Source organism: Sphingorhabdus sp. (assembly GCF_044239005.1).
Taxonomy (GTDB): domain Bacteria; phylum Pseudomonadota; class Alphaproteobacteria; order Sphingomonadales; family Sphingomonadaceae; genus Sphingorhabdus_B.
The window spans coordinates 1-15,280 of sequence record NZ_JBIICH010000048.1 but is presented as its reverse complement, the minus strand read 5'-3'; the positions used below and the strand labels follow the sequence as shown (position 1 = coordinate 15,280).

Sequence of the window (15,280 nt, the reverse complement as noted above, 5' to 3'; positions counted from 1 at the left end):
GCACGCTTCAGCGCCTGAAATCGGTCAAGGCCGGTGCAGCGCTCGCACCATTGCGCACACAAGCGAAAAGCACGGACGAACCGAAGCGTGAAATTGACCGACTGACCCTTCAAGTCGACCATTCGCAAACCAAAGGATAAGCCATTGAGGATGCGGCCTAACACCGCTACCTGTCCTTCATGAGCAACACATCCTTTTTCCCGAACACCCGTCTGCGCCGCACGCGCGCCACGCAATGGAGCAGAGCCATGGTCCGTGAGACCATGCTTTCGCCGGCAGATCTTATCTGGCCATTGTTCGTCACCGAGGGAGAGGCGGTTGAAGAGCCGATTTTGTCGCTCCCGGGCGTATCGCGCTGGTCCGTTGATCAGATTGTTGTCCGCGCCGCGGAAGCTATCGAGCTTGGCATCCCCTGCATCGCATTATTCCCAAACACGCAGCCAGAACGGCGCAGCGAGGACGGTGAAGAGGCGCTCAACCCCGACAACCTCATGTGCCGCGCCATCCGCGCCATCAAACAGGCACATGGCGATGCAATCGGCATTTTGACCGATGTCGCGCTCGACCCCTACACGTCGCACGGACAGGACGGCTTAATCGACGATGCGGGTTATGTGCTGAACGACGAAACGGTGGCCGTGCTTGTCGACCAAGCGATAAATCAGGCCAATGCCGGCGCGGACATCATTGCGCCAAGTGACATGATGGACGGACGCATTGGCGCCATTCGCAAGGCACTCGAAATGCATGGCCATCCCAACGTCCAGATCATGTCCTACGCCGCAAAATATGCCAGCGCGTTCTACGGCCCGTTCCGTGACGCCGTTGGCTCAAGCGGCCTGCTGAAAGGTAACAAGAAAACGTATCAGATGGATCCCGCGAACAGCGATGAAGCCATGCGCGAAGTCGCTATGGACATCGCCGAAGGTGCCGACAGCGTCATGGTCAAGCCCGGCCTGCCCTATCTCGATATTGTCCGCCGCGTGCGTGACCAATTCGACGTGCCCGTATTCGCGTATCAAGTGTCCGGTGAATATGCGATGATTGAGGCCGCGGCTGCCGCTGGCGCTGGTGACCGCGATGCCTTGGTGCTGGAAACGCTGATGGCATTCAAACGCGCCGGTTGCTCAGGCATTTTGACATATCATGCCGCACTGGCCGCGCGTTTGCTGAACGGGTAAAACATGAACGGCGCTGAAGCACGAAGCACTCGGCGACACATGTGCGTGGACCGATGATCATTCATCTGTGTTGCAACATCTTTCACTATGGAAAATCCGATGATCAATAACCGTACCGACATCAGCATTATCACTGTCAATGGCAAGACCCCGCAGATTCACGCCAGCGCATTCATTGCGCCGGGCTGTCGCATTATCGGTGATGTTACCATCGGACCGGAGGCCAGCATCTGGTACAATTGCGTCATTCGCGCTGAAGTGAACCGGGTTGTGATTGGCGCCCGAACCAACATTCAAGACGGCAGTGTCGTGCACTGCGACGGCCCAATGCCCGGCGTTGAAGATGGTTTTCCGACCATCATCGGCGATGACGTGCTCGTTGGTCACAATGTCATGCTGCACGGTTGCATCCTTCACGACCGTGCGTTTGTTGGGCTGTCGTCAACGGTCATGAACGGTGCCGTCATTGAAAGCGATGCCATGCTCGCGGCAGGGGCAATGCTCACGCAAGGGAAACGCATTGCAGCCCGGCAGTTATGGGCAGGATCGCCAGCGCGTTTTGTTCGCGATCTCGACGATGCGGCCGTTATGGGGATGCGGATCGGCGTTGCGCATTATGTCACCAATGCCAAGCTTCATGCGGCTGCGACAGCCAGCGCTTAAAACTTCGCCCTAACCGTGAAACGGGCATTGATTGGCGCGCCGGTCGAGATGTTGTTATTGTTGTGCGCGTCCGAATAATATGCGGTGTCGAACAGATTTTCGACATTCAGCTGAAGCTGCCAGCGGTCGCTCACATTATAATATAGAGCAGCATCGACCCGTGTGAATGCAGGCAATTTGGTTGTCGTCGCGGATGTGCGGATTGCGGCATATTGGCTCGACTGGTGGATGATGCCGACACCTGCTGCAAACGCGTCAGATAATTCATACCGGTTCCACAGGCTTGCCTGATGCTTTGGCACTTGCGCCAGCCGCACAGTATTGTTGCCCGCCAGAACAGCGTCCTGATAGCTGTAGCCGCCATTTACTTGCCATTGCGACGTCACGCGTCCTGTCGCAGCTAGCTCAATCCCCTGAGTTCGCGTTTTGCCGATATTGATGCTGGAAAGCGGATTGGAGGGGTCCGGCGTCGTCGCATTGCTGCGATCAAGCTGAAAGACTGCAAGGGTCAGGTTTAAATTTGGCTGGACATCCCATTTGGCGCCGATTTCAAAGTTGGTGAATTTCTCCGGAGCTAGGTTTTGCTGTGTCACCGTCAGCGCCAGAAACTGGTCACCCGACCGCGGTAGGAATGATTGGCTATAGCTGCCGTAAAGCGACATGCTTTCCTGCGGTTTGAAAATCAGCCCAAGACGGGGGCTTATCTTTTCATCCTTTCGTGCAAAAGGCCGGTCGATTGCCGGCAGCAAATCTGCACCGCTGATATCAAAACTGTCGTACCGAAGCCCTGCAACGACATCGATATGTTCGCCAAAGCTAATCTGGTCCTGCACATAAGCAGAGAAGAACTTCACATCAGAAACGCTGTCACGTGCCAAAGCGTTGAAAGCTACTGTTGGGAAAACAGGGTTCGAAAGGCCCAATGTCGCGTTGGAAAGTGTCCCATTGAAACGCCGATTGGTTGATTTTTGGTCTCCATACTCCGCGCCGACAAGAATTTTGTGCGCAAGCGCGCTCGTTTCGATGTCCCAAACCACATTCGCTTGAGCAATGACATTTTCGCGCTGGGTGGGGTCACTATAGGCCCCAAGAGCGACCGTTCCATTTTGTGCCGTGGCCGCGCCATTTGCGAAGACGTTCAGATAGATTTTATCGTAATCGCCATAGAGCATGGTGCCGCTGAAATTGAGATTTGATGCCAACTGACCGTCCAGCCGCAGCTTGGCAATGTGCGCCTCGAGCCGCGTGCGATTGACACCGGGGACGCCGAAAAACTGGTCGCGGACGCCCGCAAGGGGACGATTGGGTTGGCCCGCACCGGTCGCGACCGACGGGATGCCCCGATCCGTCGTGCGGTCGTCATTTACATATTCATACGAAAGGCCCAGCTTCCAAACATCGTTCAGCCTGAAGGCGACATAGGGGTTCCAAGCATAGCGTTCGCCGCCAACAAAATCACGATGGCTGTCCAGGCTTTCGTACACCGCGTTAATACGCACAGCAGTGGATGCACTTAACGGAGCGTTCAAATCAGCCGAAACGTCATATGCGCCAAAACTGTTGACGCTGGCTTGTCCTGCGTAAATGAAATCATCACTCAACGGAGCCTTCTGAACCCGGTTAATGATACCGCCGCCGCCGCCACGGCCAAAGATCAGCGCATAAGGGCCCTTCAGAATTTCGACCCGCTCAATATTATATAGTCCGCGATAATATTGAACGTCGTCGCGCACGCCGTCCAAGAAAAAGTCAGCCGTTGTGTTTTGCCCACGCAGGGTAATTTGGTCGCGATTGCCCTCGCCTTGGCCCACAGTTGTACCCGGAACATAGCGTAATATATCCGCCAGCGAGTGATGCGCCTGATCATCCAATTGTTCGCGGGTCACGACATTGATGGTCTGCGGAATATCGATCAGCGGCGTATCGGTTTTTGTGGCCGTGATGGAATTGGACGCAAGGTACCCGTCACTGACACCTGTCACAATGATGGTCCGGCTGTTATCAAATGCCCCGTCATCATATGCCACGTCTTCGGCGAACGCATAAGGCGCACTTATTGCCAAAGAAACAAAGGCAAAAACGGAAGAGGAGAGACGAAGCATTTTCGACCTTTTTATCGTTATTGCAAATGACTCGCAATTCTATTGCACGCCCCTATTGCGAATCGTTATCATGCGCAATTGAAAATTGTAAAAAAGCGCATTTGCTTTTGCGGGTCACCGATTTAGGTACATTGCGACGCAAATGGCATTATCAGGGACGACCATAATCATGAACGCAACCATCTGGCATAACCCCGATTGCGGAACGTCGCGTAAGACGCTCGCCATTCTTCAGGAAACCCCGGGTGTGACGGTCGAGATTATCGAATATCGCAAGCAACCCTTCACCCGTGCGAAGCTTGAACAACTGTTTAAGGATGCGGGCCTTACGCCACGCGAAGCACTGCGAACCCGTGGTTCACCCGCTGAAGAATTGGGTTTGATCGATGGCGCTTCTGCCGATCGCATATTGGATCATATGGTTGAACACCCAATCCTCGTCGAACGGCCATTTGTGGAAACCGACAAAGGGGTTCGGCTATGCCGACCGCAAGAAAAAGTGCTTGAGCTGCTCTAGGGCTTCTCAAGCCACCTGAGGCTGTAGCCCTTTACAAAATGCAAGGCCATCGACCGACGCAGCTATCCCGCAACCGTTCGATATTTGCAGGCGGTTAAGCCGCGATTGCGTAGGGCTGAATTTCACCGGACAGATACAGATTACGCGCTTTCGCACGGCTCATTTTGCCTGAGCTGGTCCGCGGCAATGTCCGCGGTGGTACCAATTCAACGACACAGTTCATTCCAGTCACCGACCGAACCTTGTCGCGGATCTGCTCACGCAGCTTTGCCCGCTCGGCTTCGTCAGTAGTACGGCACTGGACCAGCACAGCAGGCGTTTCCTCACCGCCCGGCGTTGTCACGGAGAAAGCCGCGATATCGCCAGCTTTAAATCCAGGCAATTGTTCGACCGCCCATTCAATGTCCTGTGGCCAATGGTTTTTGCCATTGATGATGATCATGTCTTTGGCGCGGCCCACAATATAAATGTAGCCGTTCGACAGATAGCCCATGTCGCCCGTGTCCAGCCAGCCATCGACCAGACACGCATCGGTCGATTCCTTGTCGCGGAAATATTCCTTCATCAATGAAGGCCCCGTGCACCACACTTTGCCGATCGTCTTGTCAGCAAGTGGCTTGCGGTTTTCGTCGCGGATTTCGATGGTCATGTCTTTTACAGCGCGGCCGCAGTTAACGATTGCACGATAACGGATGGGGCGATCCGGCGCACCGGGATGGCCAGTTAGTTCCGTCTCTTCGACAAGTTCAACTTGAATACCTTCGCCCGGTGGCATGATGGACACCGCCAAGGTGGTTTCAGCCAAGCCATAGCTTGGAAGGAAAGAGGAGGCCTTGAAACCCGCATCGCCAAATGCATCGACAAAAGCCTGCATGACGTCGGGACGGATCATATCGGCACCATTGCCCGCAAGGCGCCATTTTGCGAGGTCGAAGCGATCATTGACCTGTGTCTGGCTGGAAACCCGCCGCGCGCAGATATCATAGCCAAATGTTGGCGAGTAGCTGATGACCGTGCCATCGGCGGCGCTAATAACATCAAGCCACGCCAATGGACGGCGCGCAAAATCTTCGGTTTTCATATAATCGGTCGAAACTTGGTTTGCGACGGGCGACAGGAAACAACCAACGAGGCCCATATCATGATACCAAGGCAACCATGACACGCAGCGATCATTTTCCGTCACTTCCATGCCATGCGAATGCGCCGACAGATTGTTCAGCAGGGCATTGTGGGTAACCGCCACGCCATGCGGGAAACGGGTCGAGCCGCTGGAATATTGCAAATAGCAGATTTCGTGGGTCTGCGCCGAAGGAAGATCGGACTTTACAGCAATGCGATCGCCGAAGCTCTCCCAATCAATGCCTTCGACATTGCATGCGCGTGCCGCATCATTGGCCATGTCGGCAAGTTCGGCTGGAAAGAACAGTATCTTGGGGTCACAACTTTTCAGCTGCACGGACAGCTGATCCACATAGCTTTCTTTACCGCCAAATGACGTTGGCAATGGCAGTGGCACTGGCCATGCGCCGGCATATACACAGCCAAAGAACAAGGCTGCAAAATCTGGACCGGTCTCCGCGACCAAGGCAATCCGGTCATCTTTACGGACACCATGGCTGATCAAGCGATACGCCATGTTCAGCGCGTCTTCGCGCATTTCGCTATAGGGATAAGGACGCGCCAATTGGCCGCGCATGTCGTGAAAATTGAGACCGCGCTGCCCTTGGGCGGCATAATCCAATGCCTCACCTAAGGTCGCAAAGTCAGAAAAACGACGTGGCAAACTGTCCTGCGTTGGCGTGGATGCGCGTTCGCTCATAATTTTTCCCATAGCAAATAGGGCGGTGCCCGATAATTTTATTGTTAGCCTAAGCCATTACGCGTCGATACCAGTTCAAATTTCGACCCGACTGTGGCAAGAATAGGGCGTGAACAGCCCACGTGCCGCCAAAAAACCCGCTCCGCCGTTAAATGACGAGAGACTGAGACAGCTAGCACTGCATTATGTTGGCAAATACGCGACCACTCAGGCCAAGCTCGGGACCTATTTAAACCGCAAAATTCGCGAGCGTGGCTGGGACGGGGAACGCAGCGCGGACATCGCAATGCTGGTCGAACAATTTGCCGCACTCGGCTATATAAACGACGCCCAATTTGCTGAGGCACGAAGCCGGTCATTTGTGCGCCGTGGCTATGGCGAACGGCGCTTAAACGAGGATTTGCGCGCGAGCGGTATAGGCGATGCGGATGCCATCCCAGCAAAAGCACATATGGAAGAAAGCACATTAAGTGCCGCCGAAAACTTTGCACGACGCAAACGTATCGGTCCATTTGCCCAAGAAGCTGCAACGCCAGAGAAACGCAATAAGCAACTCAATGCCTTTCTGCGCGCTGGACACAGTTTTGAACTGGCCAAACGTTTTGTCTACGCGGAACCCGGGGATGAGATTGGCGACTGGATTTAGTCGTAGACGCGGTCTGCTGTCGCCACAGCCTCGGACGCACGAAGCGCAGATATGATCCGCATAAGGTGCTGCAAATCATGCACCTCCAAATCTATTTCAAAGGTGTGAAACTCGGCGTCGCGCGCAGTTAAACGCAAATTGATGATGTTCGCCTTGTGATAGCCAAAAATGCCGGCAATTTCACCCAGCGTGCCGGGACGATTGTGGATGATCGTGCGCAATCGCGCCGAAGCGCCATCGCTACCCTGCCCCCAACTCAAGTCGACCCAATCGGCATCGGCTCCGTTAGCGAGACGATCACATTCGATCGTATGCACCTCAACCGGTTGGCCCGGCAACCTCAGCCCCACGATCCGGTCACCCGGAATGGGGTGACAGCATTCACCGAGGTGGTAACCGACGCCCGGCGTAAGTCCGCGTATGGAAATGGCGCGTTCTTGATTTGGAAAATCAAGCGCGATGCCATCCGCGTCAAAACCAGGCACCAGTGCCTCCATCAGGGCATGGTCATTAATCTTGCCAAGGCCGATGCGATGCATCAGCTCTTCCTCGTCTTCAAGCTTTAGCCGGTTCACCGCGGCCGTTAAGGCTTTCTTGCCGATTTTGCCCGGCATACGCGCAGCGACTTCTTCATAAAGCTTGCGCCCAATCGCGACCAGCTCATCGCGTTCGCGGTGCCGCACATGCCGACGGATGGCGGCGCGCGCCTTACCTGTCGTGACGAAGTTAAGCCAAGTCTGCTGCGGTTCCTGCGCCTTGGATTTCAGGATCTCGACCATATCGCCATTGTTCAATTGCGCGCGCAAAGGGACATGGCGTCCATTCACTTTTGCGCCAACGGTCTTGTCGCCAAGATCGGTATGCACGGCATACGCAAAATCAACGACCGTTGACCCCTTGGGCAGCTGATGCAGCGCGCCTTTTGGGGTGAAGGCAAATATCCGGTCCTGATACATCGCCATGCGGGTGTTTTCGAGTATGTCCTCGGCATCTTGGCTGGTTTCAAGAATTTCGATGAGATCGCGCAACCACGCAGCCTGCCCATCGGGCTTATCCGCTTGCTTGTAGGCCCAGTGGGCGGCGAAGCCATGTTCCGAACTTCGATGCATTTCGGCGCTGCGGATTTGCACTTCGACGCGCATGTTTTTGGCGAACATGATTGTCGTGTGCAGCGATTTATATCCGTTGCGCTTTGGCGTTGAGACGAAATCCTTGAACCGCCCCGGCACCATCTGCCAGCGCCGATGCAGCACACCCAAAGCGCGGTAGCAGTCTTCGGTGGTCTCGGTTATCACGCGAAAGGCGTTGATGTCCGTCAGCTGCTCAAACGCAACATGGCGTTCCTGCATCTTTTTCCAGATCGAATAAGGATGCTTTTCGCGGCCGGAGATTTTGATTTTCAGCCCGGCCTGTTCCATTTCCCAAGCGATGGTCTGGTTAATCTGGTCAATTTCAACGTCGGCCTTTTCGCGGATCTGTTTCAGACGTCCTGTAATCGTCTGATATGCTTCGGGTTCCAGCTGTTCGAACGCGAGCAACTGCATTTCGCGCATATATTCATACATGCCAATCCGCTCCGCCAGCGGGGCATAGATATCCATCGTTTCCTTGGCGATACGACGACGTTTTTCGGGGCTTTTGATAAAATGCAGCGTCCGCATATTGTGCAGGCGATCCGCAAGCTTGACCAAAAGCACGCGGATATCATCGGAAATGGCCAGCAGGAATTTGCGCAAATTCTCGGCAGCGCGTTCGTTTTCGGTTTGCGCTTCGATTTTCGAAAGCTTGGTAACGCCGTCGACCAGCCGCGCGACTTCGGAACCGAAGCGGCGTTCGACATCTTCGATTGAGGTCAGCGTATCTTCCACCGTGTCGTGGAGCAGCGCGGTGATGATCGTATCCTCATCCATTTTGAGGTCGGTCATTAAACCTGCGACTTCGACCGGATGGCTGAAATACGGGTCGCCTGATGCCCGTTTCTGCGCACCATGCATCTGAACCGTAAAGACATAGGCTCGGTTAAGCCGATCCTCATCAACATCCGGGATATAGGCCCGCACCCGTTCAACCAATTCATATTGCCGCATCATAGCCTCCAAGATGTGGCTTTTGCGCTGCGTTGCAACAAGAAACTTAAAAACATAGTCGATTTAACAACAAATTATGCGCTGGCTGCTTGTGCATGGCGCATGTGAGAACGCCTGCTTCAACAAAAAATGCACCGGAACATGGCGTCCGCGACGTCGGGCGTATGGCCATATTCCGGTGCAGTTGTCTCGGCTCAAAGCGTCAATAAAATTGTCGCGGGCTAGTTGGGAGGAGAGAAGAGCCGAATGTGCTTATTGAGAGGCTGGCCAATTAAGCGCCAGCGTTACAGGCTGCGAGTTCGTCGGCTGTAAAGACGCGATCACCGGCGGTGAAAGCAGAAACTGAACCCAATTTGCGGGCGACACTGACACACATATTCTTTGCGGCAGTCGAAGCCATTGGCGCGCGGCATGCAGTGCCTTCGCACTTTACGACTACGCTACGCAGCAATTCTTGCTTCGATGCGGCTGGCTGCGCCAATTCGATTTTGTAATATGCGCTGTTGCTTGCAGCCTGCGCCTGCGTTGGAACACCGAACAGCAGTGTAGCACTGATCACAGATGCGGCAGCGAGTGCGCCCAAACGGGCGGAAACTTGGGAGAGAGTCATAATCTTATCCTTTTAGCTTTGATAACAGAGCACAACGGTGGCCGGCATTCTGTTTCCAAACCTTCGTTTTGCGCCTCTGGAAAACCAGTTGCGAATCGCTACTTATTAGATTAGGTTTCGAGTTGCAACTTAAAACTTAAATGGGGTTGCAAAATTTTTCGGGTCGGCTCACCCTATGTGTCGGGGGTTTAATATATGGGCGATTTGCGCGAGTCACTACAGGATATTACCGAGTGTGGGCTACCAACCGCACTTGAGGCAATGGGCGAACGATGGTCGTTCATGATCTTGCGCGCTGCCTTCAATGGCATCCGCCATTTTGAAGATTTCCTCACGGAAATCAGCATTGCGCGCAACATTTTGGCCAACCGTTTAAGCCGATTGAGCGAAAGCGGCATATTGCATCGTACGCCGTGCCCTGATGACCGTCGTAAAGTGGAATATCGCCTGACCGAAAAAGGGCTGGATCTGCTGCCCACGATGATTGCGTTGCGCCAATGGGGCGAAAAATGGGGGACGGGCGTGCCATCCAATCCGGTTTTGGTCGATGAGCTGGATCATCAACCCATCCTGCCGGTCACCATAAGAAGCCATGATGACCGCGTTCTTGGCCATATGGACCTATGCTGGATGAACTCGGCGGATATCAAGCCGATTAGCAATGCCGTGTTTGCCGAACATGATGATCGCGTGCGAAAATTAAGCGCAATTTAAGTCGCACGATTGACGCTCTGTACAGCAGCATTGAACTTTTGTGGCGAATCTGTTACACTCCGCGCTGACAGGCCAAAAATGGTCGATAACCGCCTTCCTATCATGGGATTGAGCGGATGATGACGTAAGGGACGAATGCCAACTGTCTTATGGACGACATTATGTCGTCAGCGAGCTTATTCTCCCGAATAATCAGAAAGGTCGAAATATGACGTCCAACGCGGCGATGTTTGATGTAGGCGATTATGTGGTGTATCCCAAGCACGGGGTTGGTCGCGTAATCGAGCTTCAGGATTCCGAAATCGCAGGGATGCAGCTTCAGCTTTATGTGCTGCGCTTTGAAAAAGAAAAAATGACGCTTCGCGTGCCTTTCAACAAGGCCGAAGGCGTTGGCATGCGCAAGCTGTCGAGCGACAAAACGCTCAAGGAAGCAATGCATACGCTCACCGGCAAGCCTAAGGTAAAGCGCACCATGTGGTCGCGCCGTGCCCAGGAATATGAAGCGAAGATCAACTCGGGCGACCTCGTTTCGATCGCCGAAGTGACCCGCGACTTGTTCCGCCCCGATGACCAGCCTGAGCAGAGCTATTCGGAACGTCAGATTTTTGAAGCGGCATCAAGCCGTTTGGCGCGCGAGCTCGCGGCAATGGAAAAGACCGACGAAAAAGCGGCTCTGCAGAAGATTTTGGCCATTCTGAATGAAGCGGCTCCGCAATATTACGAAAAAGCGGAATAACCAGTTTCGTTACCGGAAAATTTGAAGGGCGCTGGCAACGGCGCCCTTTTTTTGGCATTTCTATACCATATTATGCCCAGCCTGACGTCCCTTTCCGGCGCGTCTAAACAGAGGCATGTTCAATCTCATTATCTGGTATGACGGCGCTTGTCCGCTGTGCGTGCGTGAAATAGCGCTGATGCGGCGTCTCGATTGGCAGCGAAAAATCGACTTCCAAGATATTGCGCCAGAAACGGCCATATGCCCGCTCGACCGGCAGCTGATGCTTGACCGTCTTCACGCCTGTGAAAATGGCGTGATGCTATCGGGTGCGGCTGCATTTGCGGCGATGTGGCGGCATATTCCCCTGCTTAAGCCACTGGGTTGGCTTGCACGAAATCCCGTTATTTTGGACATATTCGAGCGGTTGTATGTCCGCTTCCTGAAAATCCGTCCTTATTTGCAAAAGTGGCTGGCATGACAGTGGTATCGGATGTTTTCCCCGCCTCGCGGACCGCCGCACGCGCGCGCCTTGCCCAGTTCATACCCGGCGCGGGGCAAAATTATGCCTTTGGCCGCAACACGGATCCGGGGCCCAAGCAGCCCAGCGCCGTATCGAAACTTTCACCCTATCTGCGCTATCGGATGATTACCGAGCAGGAGGTCGTCGACGCTGTTCTGGAGCAACACAGCCTGGCAGCAGCGGAAAAGTTCATTCAGGAAATATTGTGGCGCACTTATTGGAAGGGCTGGCTGGAAATGCGCCCGTCCGTGTGGACGCAGTTTCAGGAAGAACGCGACCGGCAGCGCGATAGTTTTCCCAATGCGCGCGCAATCCGCAGCGCCGAAGCTGGGCAGACCGGCATCGAAGGCTTTGATGGTTGGGCACGCGAGCTGGTGGAGACGGGCTATCTCCACAATCACGCGAGAATGTGGTTTGCCTCCATCTGGATATTTACACTGCGCCTGCCATGGGCGTTAGGTGCTGACTTTTTCGTGCGCCACTTGGTTGACGCCGACGCAGCGAGCAACACATTATCATGGCGCTGGGTGGCTGGCTTGCAAACCGCTGGCAAAACATACCTCGCGACAACGGACAATATCGCGCGCTATACCAATGGACGATTTGCACCAAAAGGGCTGGCAAAGACGGCTATAATCCCACCCGATTTGACCGTCGCAAATCCGCAGCCCGTTTCCTTCGCAGCGCAATGGGACAGGCAAAAGCCGGCATTGTTGTTGGTAACGCCGGATGACCTAAACCCAGAGTCGCTCTTTACGCCTTCGACGGCAATCAAGGCGGCATTTGTCACCGCCGATCCCACCACCTTATGGGGCGACAATGCGCGGAGTTTCGTCGCAAGCGCTTCACGTGACGCAGCAGAACGGGTCAGCACTGCGTTTCAATGTCCCACGGATATTCTCGCTACCCTGAATGTCGAAACCTTAATCACACAGGCAAAGCAAGCCGGTGCCGAACAGATTGTCACCCCTTACGCGCCAGTGGGTCCGGTTGCTGACCTGCTCGCCAAATGCGCTCCGCGTCTGGAACGGGAAGGTGTCCCGCTGGTCCAAATCCGCCGAAGCTGGGACGAGAAATTCTGGCCACATGCGACCAAGGGATTTTTCCCCTTCAAAGAAAAAATCCCGAAGATTCTAAGTGAATTGAGTTCTTAGGACGGCTTGCAATTTGCTCTTGAGTTACATTCCCGAAGTGCATCATAACGACGATGCACAAGGAGATTGACCCATGCGTAAAATCACATTGTTCCTGCCGTTTGCCGCACGCGCCATCACCGCATGCGGACACTCGGTTTTGCGCGCTGTCGAAGATGTTAAACCTTCGGGGACCCTCGCATGAACGGCTGGTGGGACCGGCACGTCGTCCCCCGTCTTATTGGTTGCGCCTGCACGCAGCCTGCGGTGATGCATCATCGCGCAAAAGTCATTCCGCGTGCATCGGGGGACATTCTGGAACTGGGCTGCGGCGGCGGAACCAATTTGCAGTTTTACGACTGGTCGCAGGTGCGATCCCTATCGGGTGTTGATCCATCGCCGGAATTGCTTGGCCGCGCGCAAGATGCGCTCTTGCGATCAGGCCGAAGCGCAAATTTCGCAAACGGCATTGCAGAGGCGCTGCCGTTTGAAAGCAGCAGCTTTGACTCAGTCGTCACCACTTTCACATTATGTTCGGTTCAAGATCCAACCGCCGCGCTTTCGGAGGTCCGGCGCGTCCTGCGCCCCGGCGGACGGCTGATATTTTTGGAGCATGGCAAAGCGCCAGACCCGGCTGCGGCAAGCTGGCAAAATCGGATTGAGCCGGTTTGGAAACATATTGCTGGCGGATGTCATTTGACCCGACCGGTAACTGGGGCCATATCGGATGCTGGCTTTGTGTGTGATGCGCCGCAGGGACATTATATGAAAAGGACACCGAAATGGCTTGGCTGGGTGGAATGGGGCGAGGCAAGTTTGGCACATTAATTGTTGCAATCTCGCTGTCCGTCGGATTTTTTGCAGAACGGCCTGCGTTGGCCGACGAACGCAAAATCCTCGTCGCCAGCTTTGAAAATATTCAAGTCATCGGCGACATCAAAGTACAGGTGCAAACGGGCAAAGCGCCATCTGCGAGAGCCAAAGGCGACAAAAGGGTGCTCGATGCCCTGAAGCTGGAACGTGTCGGCATGACATTGCGTGTGCGTCTTCAGGGTGCTGTGAACAACGAAAAGGGCGTCCCGATGACGCAGCCGCTTGAGGTCATGCTATCGACCCAGGCGATTAAAGAAATGACGGTCAGCGGCAATGGAAGCCTGCAAATTTCCGAGGTAAAGCAACAAGACGCCGCCCGCATGCTCGTGGCGGGCAACGGCTCCATTTCGGTCGAACGGCTGTTCACCGACCAATTCTCGGCCGACATCGACGGAAACGGACGGATCGACATACAGGACGGAAAAATCCGTGATGGGCGCGTCACATTGAATGGCACCGGTCATTTTGACGCAGCCAATGTCCCGATGCGCAATGTGCGGCTTGAACATATCGGCAATGGGGAATCCCGCGTGCATGTCGACGAAGCGGCCAATATCTTTAATCGCGGAACCGGAACGATCAATGTAAGTGGAAACGGCAGTTGTTTTGTGAAACAGGCCGGCAGTGCCGCTATTAACTGTGCCAGAATCGAAAAAGGATCGCCTAAATGAATTTACGTAAGCTTGGCAAAACGGGCCTTTACGCGGCCGCCCTTTCGCTGGCCGCGTGCACAATGCCTGCCAATGGCGGAAACCAGAGCGCAGAGTGCAAACCCGGAACGGGCGCGGGTCGGTCTGCCGCTGGGCTTGAGCAGGTGACATTGTGCGTCACCAGTGGCGCAAAAACGCGGGCGTTCACGGTCGAACTTGCGCAGACGTCGATGGAGCAGGCCCGGGGAATGATGTTCCGTACCGAGCTTGCGGACAATGCCGGCATGGTCTTTCCCTTTCCTGAACCGCGCATGGCAAGCTTTTGGATGAAGAACACGGTGATCCCGCTCGACATCATCTTTGTCCGGACAGACGGCACGATTGAAAGCATCGCCGAAAACGCAATTCCGTACTCCACAATACCGGTTGAATCGGGTGAACCCGTTGTAGCCGTGCTGGAACTGCGCGGGGGGTTATCCGCCGAGCTGGGTATTTCGGCGGGTGACACCGTTAAATGGACCGCAAAGTAAGGCAAATAGGGATTGCACCGCAACGTGCTTGCTCCTAATCGCGGGTCCATGGCTATTCTCGGTAAAATCTTCACTTGGTGGGACGGTGCCACCATCGGCACGGCGATCTACAGCTGGCGTAAGGGCAAAGCTGTGGGCAGTGATGCCGAGGGTAACAAATATTATCAGTCGTCCGACGGCAAACGTCGCTGGGTCATCTACAATGGCGCGAACGATGCGAGCCGCGTTGCGCCCGACTGGCACGGATGGTTGCATGGTACCCATGATGGCGACCCGGAAAGCTATTTGCCGCCCGTACGTGGCTATGAAACACTGCCTGAGGCCAATTTGACGGGCACGGACCGTGCCTATCGGCCAGCAGGATCGATACAGCGCGGCGGCCATCGTGCCCGCGCCACTGGCGATTATGAGGCGTGGAGTCCCGACGCATCATGATTCGCCGGCACAGCCTGATGCTGCTGCCGTTGCTGGCAACGCTCGCGGCGTGCGGACCCACTGACGAAGAAAAGCTGGC

Annotated in this window: 16 protein-coding genes; 12 read left to right on the top strand and 4 right to left on the bottom strand. The window is 54.8% G+C overall.

Annotation, left to right across the window (positions count from 1 at the left end; all coding sequences use genetic code 11):
• Positions 1-179: 179 nt before the first annotated feature.
• Both hemB and ACILQA_RS05540 read left to right on the top strand, forming a co-directional pair.
• Positions 180-1,181, top strand: a complete 1,002-nt coding sequence (gene hemB / locus ACILQA_RS05545) for a porphobilinogen synthase (RefSeq protein WP_395628797.1) — start codon at positions 180-182, stop codon at positions 1,179-1,181.
• 99 nt (positions 1,182-1,280) lie between these two features.
• The gene (locus ACILQA_RS05540; protein WP_395628796.1) at positions 1,281-1,844 is read left to right on the top strand and encodes a gamma carbonic anhydrase family protein; all 564 of its coding nucleotides are present in this window, start codon (positions 1,281-1,283) and stop codon (positions 1,842-1,844) included.
• Here the strand turns inward: ACILQA_RS05540 and ACILQA_RS05535 are convergent.
• Positions 1,841-3,946, bottom strand: a complete 2,106-nt coding sequence (locus ACILQA_RS05535; protein WP_395628795.1) for a TonB-dependent receptor — start codon at positions 3,944-3,946, stop codon at positions 1,841-1,843. The two genes, ACILQA_RS05540 and ACILQA_RS05535, sit on opposite strands and share 4 nt — an antisense overlap.
• A 169-nt stretch (positions 3,947-4,115) precedes the next feature.
• Between ACILQA_RS05535 and arsC the strand changes: the two genes are divergently transcribed.
• The gene (arsC, locus tag ACILQA_RS05530; protein ID WP_395628794.1) at positions 4,116-4,463 is read left to right on the top strand and encodes an arsenate reductase (glutaredoxin); all 348 of its coding nucleotides are present in this window, start codon (positions 4,116-4,118) and stop codon (positions 4,461-4,463) included.
• A gap of 94 nt (positions 4,464-4,557) precedes the next feature.
• On the opposite strand, the gene ACILQA_RS05525 is transcribed toward arsC, so the two are convergent.
• Entirely contained in the window at positions 4,558-6,285 is a 1,728-nt protein-coding gene (locus tag ACILQA_RS05525) for a fatty acyl-AMP ligase (RefSeq protein ID WP_395628793.1), read from the bottom strand.
• Between the two features lie 109 nt (positions 6,286-6,394).
• On the opposite strand from ACILQA_RS05525, the gene ACILQA_RS05520 reads away from it, so the two are divergent.
• Positions 6,395-6,931, top strand: a complete 537-nt coding sequence (locus ACILQA_RS05520) for a regulatory protein RecX (protein WP_395628792.1) — start codon at positions 6,395-6,397, stop codon at positions 6,929-6,931.
• Here ACILQA_RS05520 and ACILQA_RS05515 read toward each other — a convergent pair.
• Both ACILQA_RS05515 and ACILQA_RS05510 read right to left on the bottom strand, forming a co-directional pair.
• Positions 6,928-9,021: a RelA/SpoT family protein gene (locus ACILQA_RS05515; protein ID WP_395628791.1), complete on the bottom strand. Its 2,094-nt coding sequence runs from the start codon at positions 9,019-9,021 to the stop codon at positions 6,928-6,930. The genes ACILQA_RS05520 and ACILQA_RS05515 overlap by 4 nt on opposite strands.
• Before the next feature lie 268 nt (positions 9,022-9,289).
• On the bottom strand, positions 9,290-9,628 hold the full coding sequence (locus tag ACILQA_RS05510) for a CC_3452 family protein (RefSeq protein ID WP_395628790.1): 339 nt from the start codon (positions 9,626-9,628) through the stop codon (positions 9,290-9,292).
• Between the two features lie 195 nt (positions 9,629-9,823).
• Here ACILQA_RS05510 and ACILQA_RS05505 point away from each other — a divergent pair, with 195 nt between their 5' ends.
• The 8 genes from ACILQA_RS05505 (at position 9,824) to ACILQA_RS05470 (ending at position 15,201) form a co-directional block, all read left to right on the top strand.
• On the top strand, positions 9,824-10,342 hold the full coding sequence (locus ACILQA_RS05505) for a winged helix-turn-helix transcriptional regulator (RefSeq protein WP_395628789.1): 519 nt from the start codon (positions 9,824-9,826) through the stop codon (positions 10,340-10,342).
• Positions 10,343-10,550: 208 nt separating this feature from the next.
• Positions 10,551-11,078 carry a CarD family transcriptional regulator gene (locus ACILQA_RS05500; protein ID WP_306062043.1) on the top strand — a complete coding sequence of 176 codons (528 nt, stop codon included), beginning with the start codon at positions 10,551-10,553 and terminating at the stop codon, positions 11,076-11,078.
• 115 nt (positions 11,079-11,193) lie between these two features.
• On the top strand, positions 11,194-11,538 hold the full coding sequence (locus ACILQA_RS05495; protein ID WP_395628788.1) for a DUF393 domain-containing protein: 345 nt from the start codon (positions 11,194-11,196) through the stop codon (positions 11,536-11,538).
• Positions 11,535-12,734, top strand: coding sequence for an FAD-binding domain-containing protein (locus ACILQA_RS05490; RefSeq protein WP_395628787.1), 1,200 nt, complete (start codon positions 11,535-11,537; stop codon positions 12,732-12,734). Before ACILQA_RS05495 ends, ACILQA_RS05490 begins: the two co-directional genes overlap by 4 nt.
• A gap of 180 nt (positions 12,735-12,914) precedes the next feature.
• Positions 12,915-13,541 (top strand): class I SAM-dependent methyltransferase, encoded by a 627-nt coding sequence (locus ACILQA_RS05485; protein WP_395628786.1) that lies wholly within the window; start codon positions 12,915-12,917, stop codon positions 13,539-13,541.
• Positions 13,514-14,257, top strand: a complete 744-nt coding sequence (locus ACILQA_RS05480) for a GIN domain-containing protein (protein WP_395628785.1) — start codon at positions 13,514-13,516, stop codon at positions 14,255-14,257. Before ACILQA_RS05485 ends, ACILQA_RS05480 begins: the two co-directional genes overlap by 28 nt.
• Positions 14,254-14,766 (top strand): DUF192 domain-containing protein, encoded by a 513-nt coding sequence (locus ACILQA_RS05475; protein WP_395628784.1) that lies wholly within the window; start codon positions 14,254-14,256, stop codon positions 14,764-14,766. The genes ACILQA_RS05480 and ACILQA_RS05475 overlap by 4 nt, the downstream gene beginning before the upstream one ends.
• A 48-nt stretch (positions 14,767-14,814) precedes the next feature.
• Positions 14,815-15,201, top strand: a complete 387-nt coding sequence (locus tag ACILQA_RS05470; protein WP_395628783.1) for an NADH:ubiquinone oxidoreductase subunit NDUFA12 — start codon at positions 14,815-14,817, stop codon at positions 15,199-15,201.
• The last annotated feature ends 79 nt before the right edge of the window (positions 15,202-15,280 follow it).